The sequence below is a fragment of the Zoogloea sp. GW822-FHT05C07 genome, from assembly GCF_058800215.1.
Genome location: NZ_CM179510.1, coordinates 863,192 through 876,473, shown reverse-complemented (window position 1 = coordinate 876,473; position 13,282 = coordinate 863,192). Strand labels below are relative to the sequence as shown.

Here is a 13,282-nt window from a genome sequence, read left to right as displayed (position 1 = left end):
GTCGGCTCCTTTTTTCGGTAGTTGTCCCCGTCATGCGTCCACCGATTCGTCGATGACGATGCGCGGGTCGGCCAGCAGCTTGGCTGCGTCGAGAATGACCATGGGGTCGCCGGTCACGCCCAGAAGGTATCTTTCCCGCAGGCCTGTCAGGGTCGGCAGGGAGGGCTGCAGTTCGCTCCGCGGTACGGTCCGGACCCCCGCAACGCTATCTGCCAGGATTCCGAAAGTCATCGCCGCCGAGTGCAGGACGATGACCTTGTTGAGATCGCCGAGCCCGTTTTCTGGCAGGTCGAAGAACTTGCGCAGATCGACCACGGAGACGATCTCGCCACGGACATTGACGATGCCGAGCACGAAGGGTGGGGTGCAGGGCAGGCGGGTCAGGTCGAGGAGGGGAAAGATTTCCCGTACATACGTGAACGCCATGCCGTAGCGTTCGCCGGATAGCAGGAACTCGATCACGTCGATGGTCTCGCCGTCGGCTTCGGCCCGGTTGGGCGTGGCCAGGGCTCGGGCCCTGGCCGCCAGGATGCGTGCCGTTTCCTTGGCGTCCGGGGTGGCGCCGCTCTCCACGGCATGCCGGACCTGTTCCACGCGGCGGTGGACATCGCTCCAGTCGATGCCGCGCCGGGGCGCAGCCGCTTTCTGCCTGCTCATGTCGTCACCCCATTTGACCGGGTTGTGGCTTTGCCACCTGCTTCGAGGGTTGCTGCGATGTACTCCCGCAGGCGTCCGGCGGTCATCCCGTCGGCCTCCAGCGGAACCTCTTGCGCGTCTAGTTGCGCGAGCAATTCCAGGGCATTGCGGTAGTGCCTGCACGCACTCGCATAACGGCTGCGGCGCTGCAGCAGATTTGCAAGGGTGACGTGGGCCATGACAAAGTCGTGGTCCAAGTACAGTGTGCGCTGCAAGGCCGCGGCTGCGTCATCGTCATACCCCAGTTCGAGCAGTATGGAGGCCCGCAGGAAAGCCCAGGCCGGGTTGAGTTTGTCGTGGGCGATGGCGGTGTCGCAGGAGGCCAGGGCCTCGGCGAGCAGACCGTGATTGGCCTGCTCGCGTGCCTGCCGGACCATGATCTGCGCGAGGTCCGCTGCAGCTGGGGGAGGGGAATGGAGCGGGGGTGGGCTGGGGGATGAGGCGGGGACTGACGGAGGGGACGAAGGCTCGGAAATCGGGGGTGATATTCGCCCATGGGATCCGGCGCCGCTCGATGCCGGTTCGAGGGGATGCGCTATGGGGCCCGGCGCAAGGGGCGGGTTGCCGTCCGTTTCAGCCTTTTGATAGAACAGGACGCCCGGCAGGTGGCGAGGGCGTAGCGGGGGGGCGGTGACCAATGCGCTTTCTACCGGGCTGAGCACGAGCCAGCCGCCGTCCAGCAGGCTGTTGCCGATCCGCTCGAGGACTTCCGCCACCCGTTGTGGATGGAAGTACATCAGGACGTTGCGACAAAAGATCAGATCCATGGCGTTGGTGTTGGTCTCGACCGCCGGGTAGCGGTCGTCCATCAGGTTGAGGTAGGCGAAACTCACCAGGGATTTGATCTGCGGTGCAACGGCCCGATGGCCGGCGCGCGGGACGGAAAACCAGCGTTGCGACGCCAGAGGGAGCGGCGCGCGGAAAGACCAGTTGCCGTAGATGCCTTCCCTGGCCCGGGCCAGGGCGTGCAGGTTGATGTCGGTGGCCTGGATGGAGATCGTCCACTGCTTCAGGTCGGGCAGCATGTTCGCCACGGTGATGGCGATGGAATAGGCTTCCTCGCCGCTGCTGCAGCCGATGCTCCAGATGCGGATGCGCCGCGTGGTGTCGCGGCGGTGGCGGATCAGGTCGGGCAGCAGGTGCTGCGTCAGGGCCGCGAAGATCTCGGGGTCGCGGAAGAAGTAGGTTTCTCCCACGGTCAGGTGGCGCCCCACCACCTCAAGCTCCCGCTGCCCCAGGGGCTTGGCCAGCAAACCGTGCAGGCCGTCCTGAACCGTTTGGTAACCCAGTTCCGAAGCTGCGGGGGCCATGCGGCGCAGGAGGTCTGGCCAGCGCTCCGGTGGAAAATGCAGACCCAGGCGTATCGACAGCATTTCGCAGAGGGCGCTGCGAAGCGGATCGTCGAAGGTGTCGGCCGGTGTGTCCATACTGCTGGCCTAGCTCGTCAGCTGGTCGAGCTGTTGATGTTCGGCCGGCAGGAAGAAGGCGCCCGGATCGTACATCAGGATTACGCCGGCCTGGTTCCGGAGTACGCCGCCGAGAAACTCGACCCCCGCTACCACCGCCTCGGCCGGGACTACGTCCTCGTCGCGCCATTCCGCGACGTCCAGGATCCTTTCGACCGCGAATGCGATGGGGCGATGGGGCGTGCGCGCAATGATGATCTGATCGGAGAGGGCGATGGGCCGAGGTGGCAGGCCGAGGCGGAGACGGATGTCCATCACCGGCACGATCTCGCCGTGGAAGTCGATGATTCCCGAGACGATGGCGGGGGCTTTGGGTAAAGGCGTGATGGCCAGCGCCCGCACGATCTTTTCCACCATCGGCAGCGGCAGCGCGAACTGCTGCCCGTCCAGCGCGAAGATCACAGAGAACTCGGTATCTTTATCCATGGCATGAACCATTCAATGGGATCGGTACGGGGCAGCCTGGAAACAACCGGGTAAAGCCTGTTGCACGAATGCTCAGGCCTATCGCGTGACTGCTCCGGCCAATGACCACCCGATAAGCCGTAATGACATTGATATTGCGGTCAATCCAGGCCAGGAGTCTGTGACCTGCGGCATCGGATTCCGGCTCTTAATTCACTTGAGACCGTTCACTTGAGACCGGCTGCCGGGGTGCTTCGGCAGGGGGCGACAGCGCCCCCCAACGGCTGTGCCAGGCCCGGCACAGCTGGCGTTCAGCTGCCGACGGCTACGCTGATCACATCGCTCCAGTTGCCGACCTGCTCATCGCGCAGGCGGTAGATGGCTTTGTATTTCCACAGGGCAGACGTGCCCGGGGCGGGGCTGGCGTCGGTGTAGGCCGGGTCCGTGGTGATGGTGTGGAAGTTGAGGCCCTTGTCGTCGCCGCGGTCGGCCCAGATCTCGATGGAGTCGGCGTCGCCCTTGGTCCATTGGATGACGGGGCGGCCGGCCTTGAGGGCGATGTCGATGATGGGCTTCCAGCCGTCGGGATCGACGACCTGGTTGCTGCCGACGATGCTGAGGTCTTGCCCGATGGCTTCGGTGTAGTTGCGGGCCGTCTTGATGCGGGCGATCAGTGCGGTGACGCGCGGGATGATGCCGGGCGGCACGGTGGGCACCGGGGCGGAGAGGTTGGCGGCCGGTGGAAAGGCGCCGGTGCCGGCGCCGCCGTCGCGCTGCAGGTTCTTGAAGGCCGTCCACAGGCGCGCATTGCCCTGGATGACGTTATAGGCATTGATCGTGTAGCGGAAAGCGGCTGCGTCGGCTTGCAGGCTGGCAAGGTCGGCGGGGCTGATCTCGAGGGTGTCCGCGTAGATCGGCAGGCGGGTGGCCAGCAGGTCCAGTAGGGCCACCTTGCCGTTGTCGTCCTTGGGCATGTAGTAACTCTTTGCCATTCCATCGTCTCCAGTTTGTGCTGCTTGGTTGAAAGAAGCGCTCAATGAACCTTGAAGCTCTTGCGCAGGTTTGGGCATGAGCCTGGAAACCCGCGCCCCGCCTGGCTTTGCGGGGTTTTTAGGTGCTCTGACGTGGGGAGTTGGCGGCGCCGCCGGACGATTTTTTCTCGGGGAAAAATCTTTTTTTCATCCGAAAAACCGGATTTTTCTTGCCGACGGAAGGTTTTTTCATATGACGAAATCGGGCGTCGGCGTGAAGAAAACAGCGGGCGGCGTGCCCCGCGTTTTGCGCCATGCGTCAAAAACATTGCGTCACGCGTCTTGATGGTTTTGCGGCGTGACGCCCGCGCGGCGGGGTGTGACAAGATGGATTTGTCGCGCGAAAAAATATTTTTTTCATATGAAATATTGTTTTTTGGGGTCCGAAAAATCGTCCATCGGCTCCGCTGGAGCTTTGCGTCAGGCGGCGGAACGGATTTTTCTTGTGTCGCCACCGTTTGGTTTTGCGGCCCAGGCCAAACGTTGCGCGGATCTGCAGATTACTCTAATTGAATATCTGTTGTGAATATTTTGTGGCGCTGGGGCGGGGGAGTGCGGGAGCACTGTGGAAGGGAGGGCGTACGCCGGAGGACGGCACGCACGCCGCCGGCGGTGGGCGGCCTGCGCGGGGCGGTGGGAGGTGTGGCGAAGGGCGCTTGGTGGGCGCGGGGAGGCGGGATGCCCCGCGAGCGGGGAGAACGCGGGGTGTTCGGTCTGAGGGCGTTCAGCCCCAGCGTTTGAGGAAGTCGAGCAGGGCTTCGCGGCGGGCGGGGGTGAGCTTGCGGTAGGCGGCCTGGAGGTCGCGCTCGTCGGCGGGGAGCGGGGGCGCGACCCGGTATTCGGGTGGTTGGGGTTGGTTGGGATCGTAGTCGCGGGCGCCGCGTCCGGTGACAAGCCATTCGAACCACAGGTCGAGTTCCACGGCGATGGTGCGGAGGTTCTCGACGGTGGGTTCGGTCCGGCAGCTTTCCCATTCGGATGCTGCAGGCTGCGATACGCCTACTCTGCGGGCGAGTTCTCCCTGGCTGAGTCCTCTCAGTTCCCGCGTTGCCTTGATTCGTTGTCCAATTTTCATGGGACTAAAAATATAGGTAATACCTATATTTCAGTAAATAACAAATACTGTTGACTTGTCTAATAATCGAAACTTATAGTTTGTGATACACGTTTCGCATATGAGGTTTGCTTGATGACAACACCGCTGCGCCTTGTACGCATGAGCCTTGGGCTGACGCAGAAACAGTTGGCACGTTTGGTCCAGGTGACCCAGCCGCATATCTCGGCGCTGGAGTGCGGTGTGCAGCGCCCGTCGCCGGAGCTGGCGGCACGTCTGGCGGAGGCGCTGGGCCGGCAGGTGATCAACGAGGAGCAGTTGCTGTATCCGGAGCGTTTCAGCCCGGCGGTGCGCGTGGAGGAGAAAGCCGGTGATAGGTGATGGTGATGAGCGCGCTGCCGGATGGGATTCCGCCGGGATATGCGGCGACGCGGGGCACGGGCAGGGGGCGTTCTGTCTGTTTTTCCAGCCCAAGGTGGCGCTGGGCGAGCGCCGGCTGGTGGGTTTCGAGGCTTTGCTGCGGTGGCGCCATCCGACCCGTGGGGTGTTGCTGCCGCAGGACTTTGCCGGGTTGCTGGCCGATCCGGGGACAGCAGAGCGGATCGACCTGTGGGTGTTGCAGGCGGCGGTGGGGCAGTTGGCGGCATGGCGGCGGGCGGGTTTCAGGACGTCGGTGAGCGTGAATGTGTCTCCCCATGCGCTGCGGCGTGGCAGTTTGTGTGCGTATCTGCAGGGCTTGTTTGCGCGCAGTTCGGAGGTGTCGCCAGTGGATCTGGAGCTGGAGATTCTGGAGACGGCCTTGATTGCGCCGATTGCCCAGGTGCGGGCGCAGATTGAAAGTTGCGCTGCGGGGGGAATCAGCTTTGCCCTCGATGATTTCGGTACGGGCTTTTCGTCCCTGAGCCATCTCAAGTGCCTGCCGGTGGGCTGCCTGAAAATCGATCGTTCCTTTGTGGCGGGCATGGTGGACGATGAGCAGGACCGCGCCATTGTGGCGGGCGTGCTGGGCCTGGGGCATGCGTTCCATCACACCGTGGTGGCTGAGGGGGTGGAGACGGCCGCGCATGCGAGCCTGTTGGCGGAGTTGGGCTGCGATGTGATCCAGGGCTTTTGCGTGGCGCCGCCGATGCCGGCCGAGCAGGTGCGGGCCTGGGCGGAGTGCTTCCGGTTTGACGATGATTGGGGCGTGAGGCGTGCCGATGTTTGAGTGTGACAACCCGGATGCCCTGCTGAATCTGGCGACGGCGCACCGGCTTGGGCGAGGGTTCGAGTGTTTCGCACGCGGGGCGTTCTGCTTGTTCTACCAGCCCCAGCTGGGGCTGCGCGAACAGCAGGCGACGGGGCTGGAGGCCTTGCTGCGCTGGCGCCACCCGGACCGGGGAGTTCTGCTGCCGCGGGACTTTCGCGCGCTGCTGGACGACGCCGAGGCCGCCGAGAAGATCGATCTGTGGGTGCTGCACGAGGCCGTGCGCCAGATGGCGGCGTGGCGTGCGGTGGGGTTGCGGATGCCGGTCAGCGTGAATATCTCGGCACGTTCGCTCCAGCGCAGCAATTTGAGTGCTTACATCGGGGCGTTGATCGATGCCTATCCGGATGTGTCTGCCGCCGATCTTGAGTTGGAGGTGCGGGAGCGGGCATTGATCGAGCAGATGCCGGAATTGCTGATGCAGGTGCGGGCGTGCAGGGAGCGGGGCATCCGTTTTGCCATCGATGGCTTTGGGGTGAGTCTTGCGCGTTTCACCTATCTGAGCGGCCTGCCACCGGTGCGTTTGAAGATCGACCGTCGCTTTGTCGGGCGCATGCTGGAACATCCGGATGAACGTGGCGTCGTGCGGAGCATCCTGGCCCTGGCGGATGCGTTTCGCTGGCCGGTGGTTGCCATGGGGGCCGAAACGCTGGCCCACGTGGTCCAGCTGACGCGCCTGGGGTGCGAAACCGCCCAGGGCTTTGCCATCGCCCGCCCGATGCCGGCCGGCAAGGTGAGGGCGTGGGTGACAGACGGCAAAGGCTAGCGGCGCCGCGAAGCCCCGCCGGGGTTCAGCCGTGGTGGAGGCAGAAGCGGGATACGGGGGAGCAGGCGGTGTCCTGGCTTTGGGTGCGGGCGAGTTCGGCGGCGAGGGCGGCGAAGCTGGCGAGGCCGGCGCTGCGCAGGGGGCGGTAGGGGACGCCGTGGCGTTCGCAGGCGCGTTTGAGCAGGGTGACGGCGTTGTGGCCGACGCAGTCGGTGGGGAAGACGACCAGGTCGGTATTGGCCAGGCTAGTGGCGAAAAGGCCGCGCCGGTCTTCGATGCCGCCGTCGTGGAGGACGAGTTCGCCGCCGGCGGCCTTGACCATGGCGTGGATGGCCTGGGAGGAGTGGGGGCGGCCGCCGACATAGAGGATGCGCTTGCCGCGCAGGGCGTCGGCGATGCTGCTCTGGGGGCCGCTGGTGTCGGAGAACTGGGCTGTGAGGTGGCGGTCGAGGGCTTCGAACTCGGCGCGGATCTCGTCGCCGAAGCGGCGCGATTCGGTGAGGGCGGTCTTGAGTTCCCAGGCCTTGCCTTCCGCTTCCTGTAGGCGTTCTTCGAGCCGGTTGGCGCGGGCCTCCTGGTGGGCGGCTTGCTGGTTCTGCGTTTGCAGGGCGGCTTCGAGGGCGAGCAGCTGGGCTTCGAGCTGGGCGATGCGGATGTCTGCGGGGGCGGGCAGGCTGTCGGTGGCGAGCTGGTGTTCGAGGGCGCTGCGCTGCTGGGCGAGGTCCTGCAGGCGGGTTTGCTGGCGTTCTACCTTCTCCTTGAGGCGGGCGTTGTCTTCTTCCAGCGCGAGCAGGCGGCGGATGTCCGCGCGGTTGGCGGCACCCACCAGGTGGGACAGCATGTGCACTTCGCCAAATACCAGCTGGCGCAGGCTGAGCGAGGTGGCCGGGTGGGTCATCAGGGCCCAGTAAACGCCGGGGATGTCGCCGTGCTGCAGGCATTCTGTCCAGGCGGCATAGAGCTCGTCGTCGTTCTTGTGGCGCTGGAAGCGTTTGAGTTCGGCCGCGTAGAGGGTGTCGAGCCGCTTGTTGAGGGCCTTGGCGCCGGGACCGCCTTCGCCGGACAGGCGGACGGCCATGTGGTGGATGTCCAGGTCGCTGGCCTTGTTGCGGTCCAGCTCGGAATACTTGGGGACGAGCTTGCGCAGGTCGGCGGTGCTCAGGCAGGTGCCGATCAGGGAGCAGTGGAAGTAGCCGTCCAGTTCGTGCAGCCGGGTGCGCCGCCGGACGAAGCTGCCGGCGGGCAGCTTGGCCTGCGGGGCGAAGGCGTCTTCCATCCAGGCGGGTGTTGAGGCGGCGGCGTTGTCGGCCTGGAAAAGATGGGTGGGGTGGTTCATGACGGCAGCTCCGGAAATTTCGTTGTACACAAAGATATATAGCGAAGGCTCGGATGGCAACGTCGATACAGGGCTTGGGCTTGCGTGGGGTGGGCAGCTTGATCCGCGCAAAGCGCCAGCTTATGTGTATGGAATTTTTGGTAAGGCCGTATAAACTGCATTCCCATGAATGCAAACATCATCCATCACGGCGCTTTTGACGGGGTGACGGGTTCGTGTCACCAGTTTTTCATCGACGACATCAACAGCTTGTTGATCGACTGCGGCTTGTTCCAGGGGGCGGAGACGGCGCCGGACGGGCTGTCGGCGCAGGACCGGCTGGAAATCGGCTTTCCGCTCGACGCAGTGCGGGCGCTGGTGGTGACCCACGTGCACATCGACCACGTGGGGCGGATTCCGTGGTTGCTGGCGGCGGGTTTCAAGGGGCTGATCCTGTGCAGCGAGCCGTCGGCCAAGCTGTTGCCGGTGGTGCTGGCGGATGCCTTCGCGTTTGGGGTGAGCCGCGATGCGCGGCTGGTGGAGCGTTACCTGGAGATGGTCGAACAGCGCATCCGCCCGCTCAAGTGGAATACCTGGTACCGGGTCTTCGACGGGAAGGGGGAGAAGGGCGCCGGCTGCCGGATTCGCCTGCAGCGCGCCGGGCACATCCTCGGTTCGGCCTACGTGGAGGTGGAGGTCATCCGGGCCGGTGGCGATGTGCGGCGGGTGGTGTTCTCCGGTGATCTGGGGGCGCCGTTCACGCCGCTGCTGCCGGCGCCGCGCTCGCCCGAGGCGGCGGACGTGGTGGTGCTGGAGAGCACCTACGGCGACAAGATCCACGAAAACCGCCATGACCGGCGCCGGCAGCTGCAGGCGGTGGTGGAGAAGGCGCTGGGCAATGGTGGCACGGTGATCGTGCCGGCCTTCAGCATCGGCCGTACCCAGGAGCTGCTCTACGAGTTCGAGGACATCCTGTACCAGCAGCAGCGCGAGCCGGGGCCCCACGCGGCAAGCTGGGCGACGCTGCCGTTCTATCTGGATTCGCCGCTGGCCGGGCGCTTCACGCGGCTATACGGGGAGCTGCAGCCGTTCTGGGATGAGGAGGGGCTGGCCCGCGTGCGTGCCGGCCGCAAGCCGCTGGCCTTCGAGCAGTTGCGTGGTGTCGAAGACCACGCGGAGCACGAGGCCACCGTGCGCCGCCTGGCGCGCAGCGGTGAGCCGGCGGTGGTGATCGCTGCCAGCGGCATGTGCGCCGGCGGACGGGTGATGAACTACCTGAAGGCGATGCTGCACGACCCGCGCCACGATGTGCTGTTCGTCGGCTATCAGGCCCGCGGCACGCCGGGGCATGCGATCCAGACCTGGGGGCCGCAGGGGGGCTATGTGGACATCGACGACGAGCGCATCGACATCCGCGCCGGCATCCACACCCTGTCCGGCTATTCGGCCCACGCCGATCAGAACGACCTGGTGCGCTTCGTTACCCGCATGCCGGTCTTGCCGGCCGAGGTGCGCCTGATCCACGGCGAAGCCCATGCCCGGCAGGCGCTGGCCGAGCGCTTGGTGCGGGAGACGGAAGGGCGTGTGCGGGTGCTGAATGCACCCGCTGCGTGAGCTTCGATGCGGCGGCCGGGCCGCTCAGGGGGTTTTAGGTTCTGGGGCGGCTTTCTTGGCTGCCGTCGGGTGGGAGCGGTGCTTGCACGGGTGCTTGGCCGACGCGTGGGCTTTGTGGTGCTGCGGATGCATGACGGCCTTGAAATCGGCCTGCTTACCCGGTGCGGTCGCCGGCTGCCCGGTGGGCACATCGGCCGGCGGCGGCACGGGGATGACCTGGTGCGGTGGGGTGGCCACCGCTGTTGGGGGCGGTTCCACCGCGTAGAGCGATGCTGCGGCGCAGAGCAGGCTGGCGGCGACGGCGGCTTTGAGGGCTTCCATGATGCGGCTCCTGGAGTTTCCGCTTACTTGGCGGTCACGGTGATGGGAACGCTGGCCTGGGCCCTGAGCCCGGCTGAGTCGACGACGGTGACGAGCAGGGTGTAGCTGCCGGCGACCGGCGAGTTCCATGAATACTGGACGGCCTGACCACTGAGGGAGAACTGCATGCCGAGCGGTGCATTGGCAATGGTGATGGTGACGTAGCTGGCGCCCGGATCGGTGATACCGATGGAGCCGCTGAGCCGCGTGCCCACTACGCCGGTGCTGCCCGCTGCGCTGATGGCAGGGCCGGTCGCCGCGCTGATCAGGATGCTGTAGGTCGCCTGGCCGGTGAGGCCGGTTTTCGTATCCTTGACGGTGACGACGACGCTGTAGCTGCCGGCGACGGGCTTCGCCCAGCTGACGATGCCGGTGCTGCCGATGGTCATGCCGCTGGGGGCGCCGCTGAGGCTGTAGGTAACGGGGTTGAGGCTGGTGACGGTGACCTGGAAGGACAGTGCGGTCTTGGGCTTGCCGGTGATCGATCCGCCGCTGACGAGCGGGGCGCTGGCGGCGGCGATGGTCACCGTGTACAGCCCCTGGCCGCTCAGGCCGGTGACGGTGTCGGTGGCGGTGACGGTTACCGGGTAGGTGCCGGCGACGGGGGCGGCCCAGCTGACCACGCCATTGCTGCCGATGCTCATGCCGCTGGGCGCGCCGCTCAGGGTGTAGCTCAGCGCATTAGGGGCGCTGGCGGCGACGGTGAAGGTCAGTGCGACGCCGGTGCTGCCCGAAATGCTGGCCGAAGTGACGGTCGGGGCGCTGGCGGCACTCGGTGTGCTGGTGCTGCCGGTAGTGAGCTGGGTGACCAGGCTGCTGACGTTCGGGGTGCCCAGGCCGGACGGCGTGTCGTAGCCGGAATGGGCCGAGCAGGTGGTGCAGGTGCCGTTGCTGCCCTGGGTGATGTCGGCGAAGGCGGCCGCGTAGTTGCCGGGGACGGTGGAGATCTGGGTGTACAGCAGCGGGTGCGGGAGGCCGACTGGAGCCTTGCTCACTGTTGCGCGGGAGGCGTTGGCCACTGCGATCAAGCCGGCCCACTGGGGCGTGGACAGGCTGGTGCCGCCGGCGCTGAGCCAGCTGACGGTGCTGCTGCTCGGGGACTGCACCGCGACGTACTGGCCGGTGGTCGGATCGGCGTTGAACGCCACATCGGCAACGGTGCGCTTGGCGACGGTGCCCATGCCCGGCACGCTGTTGGTCTGGTAGCTGGGCGTGGCGGTGTAGGCGCTGGTGCCGCCGCCGGTGCCCGACCAGCTGACTTCGCTGCGTGCGCTGGTGCCGCTGTAGGTCAGGCGGGTACCGCCGACGGCGAGCACCTTGCTGGAAACGGCGGGCCAGGAGACGCCGGCGCCGGAGTCGCCGGTGGCGGCGAGGTAGGTCATGTTGGTGCCGGTGAAGGCGCTATCGACCGAGCTGGTCCAGCTGCCTTCGCTGGCGCCGAAGCTCATCGAGACGACGCCCGGGCCCATGGCGTTGGCGACTTTGATGGCGCCAAGCAGGCTGTTCAGGGAGGCATCCGATGCTTCGAGCAGGACGATGCGGGCCAGCGGAGCGGTTGCGTGGGCCCATTGCACGTCGAGGGCGATTTCCGTTGCCCAGCCCGAGTTGTAGGCGGGCGTTGTGGTGGTCATGGCGCCGGCGGCGGTGGCATAGACGACGGAGAACTCGCAGGCGCTGCTGCTGGCCGCCGTGAGGGGCAGGCTGGCCGTGCTGGCAATGGCCTTGGTGGTGCAGGTGGGGAGGGCGAACTTGGTGTTGAAGGTGGCGAGTTCGTTGGCGACGTTCGGGTCGTGATAGGCGGCGATGATGTAGATCGTCTGCCCGGCGCCCAGCTGGGCGGCCTGCGTTGCGGTGAGCGTGCTGCCAGCGGTGGGCAGCGCGGTCATGCCGTAGGCGGCGCGGATCTGCGCCGGGGTGTAGGTGACGACGCTGCTGCTGGTGGCCAGCGGGGTGAGGCTGGTGCTGTCTTCCAGGTACGGGATGCCGGTGGAATGGACACGGCGAAACGCGGCGATGCCCTGCGGCGTGAGCTGCCGCGAGGACAGGGCGCGGAGTTCGCTCGGGATCTGCTGGGAATGGGGGTGTCGCTGAGCGGAGGCGCTGTTGCCGGCCAGGTCGCTGTTGTCCGGTTCGTCCAGCAGGGCGGGGGCCATGTGGAAGGCCGGGGTGACGGTCTGCGCGGCGACTTCCGCGGGCAGGGCGGCCAGGTCCATCGTGAGGACGGTGGCGGCTGACGCCAGGGGCGCTGCGCTCTGCTGGGAGGATGAGGTGTCGGAGTTCGTTCCACTGCCGCCGCATGCGCTGAGCAAGGCGGAGGCGATGGCTGCCGAGACGACGGCGCGCTGGAATGCGAAGCGGCGGGAGGTGGCTGTGTTCATGACCCTGATTCCTTGAGTGTTTCAGGGCCACGCTGACGACGTCATCGAATGCATTAAGTGGAGCACGGAGCTTCGAGGTGCCGGCAACCCCGCTACCGTAGCGCCTTGTGCGCTTTAGGCCGGAGGTTTTGCGTCCTCATCTTTCGATGAGTTTGCCCTTCATTCCCATTGTCGAGATGGGGTTGCCTGCATCTTAGTCCTTTGAGCGCGCCTGCGAAAGAATTCATTACCGCGATGTCGGAAATTACGCCGATGGAGCGCTCAACGGGGCGGATGCGGCCAGTGGGCAAGCTGGATGTCGTCGGGGCGGAAGGACGCCACGAGGGTGGCGGCGTGCGTGGGGGCGAGCTGGATGGAGGTGGGGTGCCAGGTGCGCCATGCGCCGCTGTCGTCTGGCAGATCGCGGGGCGTGGTGTCCGTCTCCAGGCCGTCCAGCGGCGGTGGCGGCGACATCACGATGCCGGTGCCACGGGCCTTGGCGAAGGCTTCGATGCGGGTCCACCAGTCGTAGAAGGCGTGCCGTTGCCGGGCGGGCGGGGAGTGGAGAAAGGTGGCGTAGGCGGCCGGGGTGAGGTGGGGCTGGAGAATGGCCGGGTCCAGTGCGTCGTCGAGCCGGCGTTCCACGTCGATGCCGACGCGACCGTGGCGGGTGACGGCGACGACGGCGAGGCCGTCGCTGTGGGAGGTGTTGAAATCCAGTGCGATGCCGGCTAGAAAGGGGCGCTCGAAGGGATTGCGGGTGAAGGGCAGGGCGTGGGGCGACAGCCCCGTGTGTTGCGCCAGGATTTCGCGCAGCGCGGCACGGCGCAGCAGGAAGCGGCGGCTGTCACGCTCCCGCACAAAGCGCTGCGCCCGTGCCTGCTCCCCCGCATCGAGCAGGGACCAGGCACGGGCGCAGTCTTGGGTGGGGCTGTCGAGATCCAGCACCCACAGGGTGATGCTCCGATCCAC

General features: G+C 66.1%; 14 protein-coding genes and 1 riboswitch. Of the genes, 5 read left to right on the top strand and 9 right to left on the bottom strand.

Annotation, left to right across the window (positions count from 1 at the left end):
* Window positions 1-30: 30 nt before the first annotated feature.
* The 4 genes from AC3QL2_RS04075 to AC3QL2_RS04060 all read right to left on the bottom strand — a co-directional run bounded on the left by AC3QL2_RS04075 (window position 31) and on the right by AC3QL2_RS04060 (window position 3,559).
* On the bottom strand, window positions 31-657 hold the full coding sequence (locus AC3QL2_RS04075; protein ID WP_493235395.1) for a chemotaxis protein CheW: 627 nt from the start codon (window positions 655-657) through the stop codon (window positions 31-33).
* Window positions 654-2,123 (bottom strand): CheR family methyltransferase, encoded by a 1,470-nt coding sequence (locus tag AC3QL2_RS04070; protein WP_493235396.1) that lies wholly within the window; start codon window positions 2,121-2,123, stop codon window positions 654-656. Before AC3QL2_RS04070 ends, AC3QL2_RS04075 begins: the two co-directional genes overlap by 4 nt.
* Window positions 2,124-2,132: 9 nt before the next feature.
* The gene (locus AC3QL2_RS04065; protein WP_493235397.1) at window positions 2,133-2,588 is read right to left on the bottom strand and encodes a chemotaxis protein CheW; all 456 of its coding nucleotides are present in this window, start codon (window positions 2,586-2,588) and stop codon (window positions 2,133-2,135) included.
* Window positions 2,589-2,878: 290 nt separating this feature from the next.
* Window positions 2,879-3,559, bottom strand: coding sequence for a hypothetical protein (locus AC3QL2_RS04060; protein WP_493235398.1), 681 nt, complete (start codon window positions 3,557-3,559; stop codon window positions 2,879-2,881).
* A 76-nt stretch (window positions 3,560-3,635) separates the two neighbouring features.
* Here AC3QL2_RS04060 and AC3QL2_RS04055 point away from each other — a divergent pair, with 76 nt between their 5' ends.
* Window positions 3,636-3,884 carry a hypothetical protein gene (locus AC3QL2_RS04055; protein WP_493235399.1) on the top strand — a complete coding sequence of 83 codons (249 nt, stop codon included), beginning with the start codon at window positions 3,636-3,638 and terminating at the stop codon, window positions 3,882-3,884.
* Window positions 3,885-4,322: 438 nt separating this feature from the next.
* On the opposite strand, the gene AC3QL2_RS04050 is transcribed toward AC3QL2_RS04055, so the two are convergent.
* Window positions 4,323-4,673, bottom strand: a complete 351-nt coding sequence (locus tag AC3QL2_RS04050) for a helix-turn-helix domain-containing protein (protein WP_493235400.1) — start codon at window positions 4,671-4,673, stop codon at window positions 4,323-4,325.
* 168 nt (window positions 4,674-4,841) lie between these two features.
* On the opposite strand from AC3QL2_RS04050, the gene AC3QL2_RS04045 reads away from it, so the two are divergent.
* Genes AC3QL2_RS04045 through AC3QL2_RS04035 form a run of 3 tightly spaced genes read left to right on the top strand, consistent with a single transcriptional unit; the run spans window position 4,842 to window position 6,664 of the window.
* Complete coding sequence (locus AC3QL2_RS04045) at window positions 4,842-5,033, top strand: helix-turn-helix domain-containing protein (protein ID WP_493240352.1); 192 nt, start codon at window positions 4,842-4,844, stop codon at window positions 5,031-5,033.
* A complete protein-coding gene (locus AC3QL2_RS04040; protein ID WP_493235402.1) occupies window positions 5,023-5,859 on the top strand; it encodes an EAL domain-containing protein in 837 nt (278 codons plus the stop codon). Before AC3QL2_RS04045 ends, AC3QL2_RS04040 begins: the two co-directional genes overlap by 11 nt.
* Complete coding sequence (locus AC3QL2_RS04035) at window positions 5,852-6,664, top strand: EAL domain-containing protein (RefSeq protein ID WP_493235403.1); 813 nt, start codon at window positions 5,852-5,854, stop codon at window positions 6,662-6,664. Before AC3QL2_RS04040 ends, AC3QL2_RS04035 begins: the two co-directional genes overlap by 8 nt.
* Before the next feature lie 25 nt (window positions 6,665-6,689).
* Here AC3QL2_RS04035 and AC3QL2_RS04030 read toward each other — a convergent pair whose 3' ends face one another.
* Window positions 6,690-8,000 (bottom strand): DUF2325 domain-containing protein, encoded by a 1,311-nt coding sequence (locus AC3QL2_RS04030; protein ID WP_493235404.1) that lies wholly within the window; start codon window positions 7,998-8,000, stop codon window positions 6,690-6,692.
* Window positions 8,001-8,165: 165 nt separating this feature from the next.
* Between AC3QL2_RS04030 and AC3QL2_RS04025 the strand changes: the two genes are divergently transcribed.
* The gene (locus AC3QL2_RS04025; protein ID WP_493235405.1) at window positions 8,166-9,593 is read left to right on the top strand and encodes an MBL fold metallo-hydrolase RNA specificity domain-containing protein; all 1,428 of its coding nucleotides are present in this window, start codon (window positions 8,166-8,168) and stop codon (window positions 9,591-9,593) included.
* Window positions 9,594-9,617: 24 nt separating this feature from the next.
* On the opposite strand, the gene AC3QL2_RS04020 is transcribed toward AC3QL2_RS04025, so the two are convergent.
* The 3 genes from AC3QL2_RS04020 to AC3QL2_RS04010 all read right to left on the bottom strand — a co-directional run bounded on the left by AC3QL2_RS04020 (window position 9,618) and on the right by AC3QL2_RS04010 (window position 13,282).
* The gene (locus AC3QL2_RS04020) at window positions 9,618-9,914 is read right to left on the bottom strand and encodes a hypothetical protein (RefSeq protein WP_493235406.1); all 297 of its coding nucleotides are present in this window, start codon (window positions 9,912-9,914) and stop codon (window positions 9,618-9,620) included.
* Window positions 9,915-9,937: 23 nt separating this feature from the next.
* On the bottom strand, window positions 9,938-12,331 hold the full coding sequence (locus AC3QL2_RS04015) for a S53 family peptidase (protein ID WP_493235407.1): 2,394 nt from the start codon (window positions 12,329-12,331) through the stop codon (window positions 9,938-9,940).
* A gap of 79 nt (window positions 12,332-12,410) precedes the next feature.
* Window positions 12,411-12,498: riboswitch (cyclic di-GMP riboswitch) on the bottom strand.
* 94 nt (window positions 12,499-12,592) lie between these two features.
* Entirely contained in the window at window positions 12,593-13,282 is a 690-nt protein-coding gene (locus AC3QL2_RS04010; protein ID WP_493235408.1) for a 4'-phosphopantetheinyl transferase family protein, read from the bottom strand.

Excerpts from the sequence above, each read along its gene's own strand:
- AC3QL2_RS04075 (WP_493235395.1), bottom strand. The coding sequence starts at position 657 with ATGAGCAGGCAGAAAGCGGCTGCGCCCCGGCGCGGCATCGACTGGAGC.
- AC3QL2_RS04070 (WP_493235396.1), bottom strand. The coding sequence starts at position 2,123 with ATGGACACACCGGCCGACACCTTCGACGATCCGCTTCGCAGCGCCCTC.
- AC3QL2_RS04065 (WP_493235397.1), bottom strand. The coding sequence starts at position 2,588 with ATGGATAAAGATACCGAGTTCTCTGTGATCTTCGCGCTGGACGGGCAG.
- AC3QL2_RS04025 (WP_493235405.1), top strand. The coding sequence starts at position 8,166 with ATGAATGCAAACATCATCCATCACGGCGCTTTTGACGGGGTGACGGGT.
- AC3QL2_RS04060 (WP_493235398.1), bottom strand. The coding sequence starts at position 3,559 with ATGGCAAAGAGTTACTACATGCCCAAGGACGACAACGGCAAGGTGGCC.
- AC3QL2_RS04055 (WP_493235399.1), top strand. The coding sequence starts at position 3,636 with ATGAGCCTGGAAACCCGCGCCCCGCCTGGCTTTGCGGGGTTTTTAGGT.
- AC3QL2_RS04020 (WP_493235406.1), bottom strand. The coding sequence starts at position 9,914 with ATGGAAGCCCTCAAAGCCGCCGTCGCCGCCAGCCTGCTCTGCGCCGCA.
- AC3QL2_RS04015 (WP_493235407.1), bottom strand. The coding sequence starts at position 12,331 with ATGAACACAGCCACCTCCCGCCGCTTCGCATTCCAGCGCGCCGTCGTC.
- AC3QL2_RS04035 (WP_493235403.1), top strand. The coding sequence starts at position 5,852 with ATGTTTGAGTGTGACAACCCGGATGCCCTGCTGAATCTGGCGACGGCG.
- AC3QL2_RS04030 (WP_493235404.1), bottom strand. The coding sequence starts at position 8,000 with ATGAACCACCCCACCCATCTTTTCCAGGCCGACAACGCCGCCGCCTCA.
- AC3QL2_RS04050 (WP_493235400.1), bottom strand. The coding sequence starts at position 4,673 with ATGAAAATTGGACAACGAATCAAGGCAACGCGGGAACTGAGAGGACTC.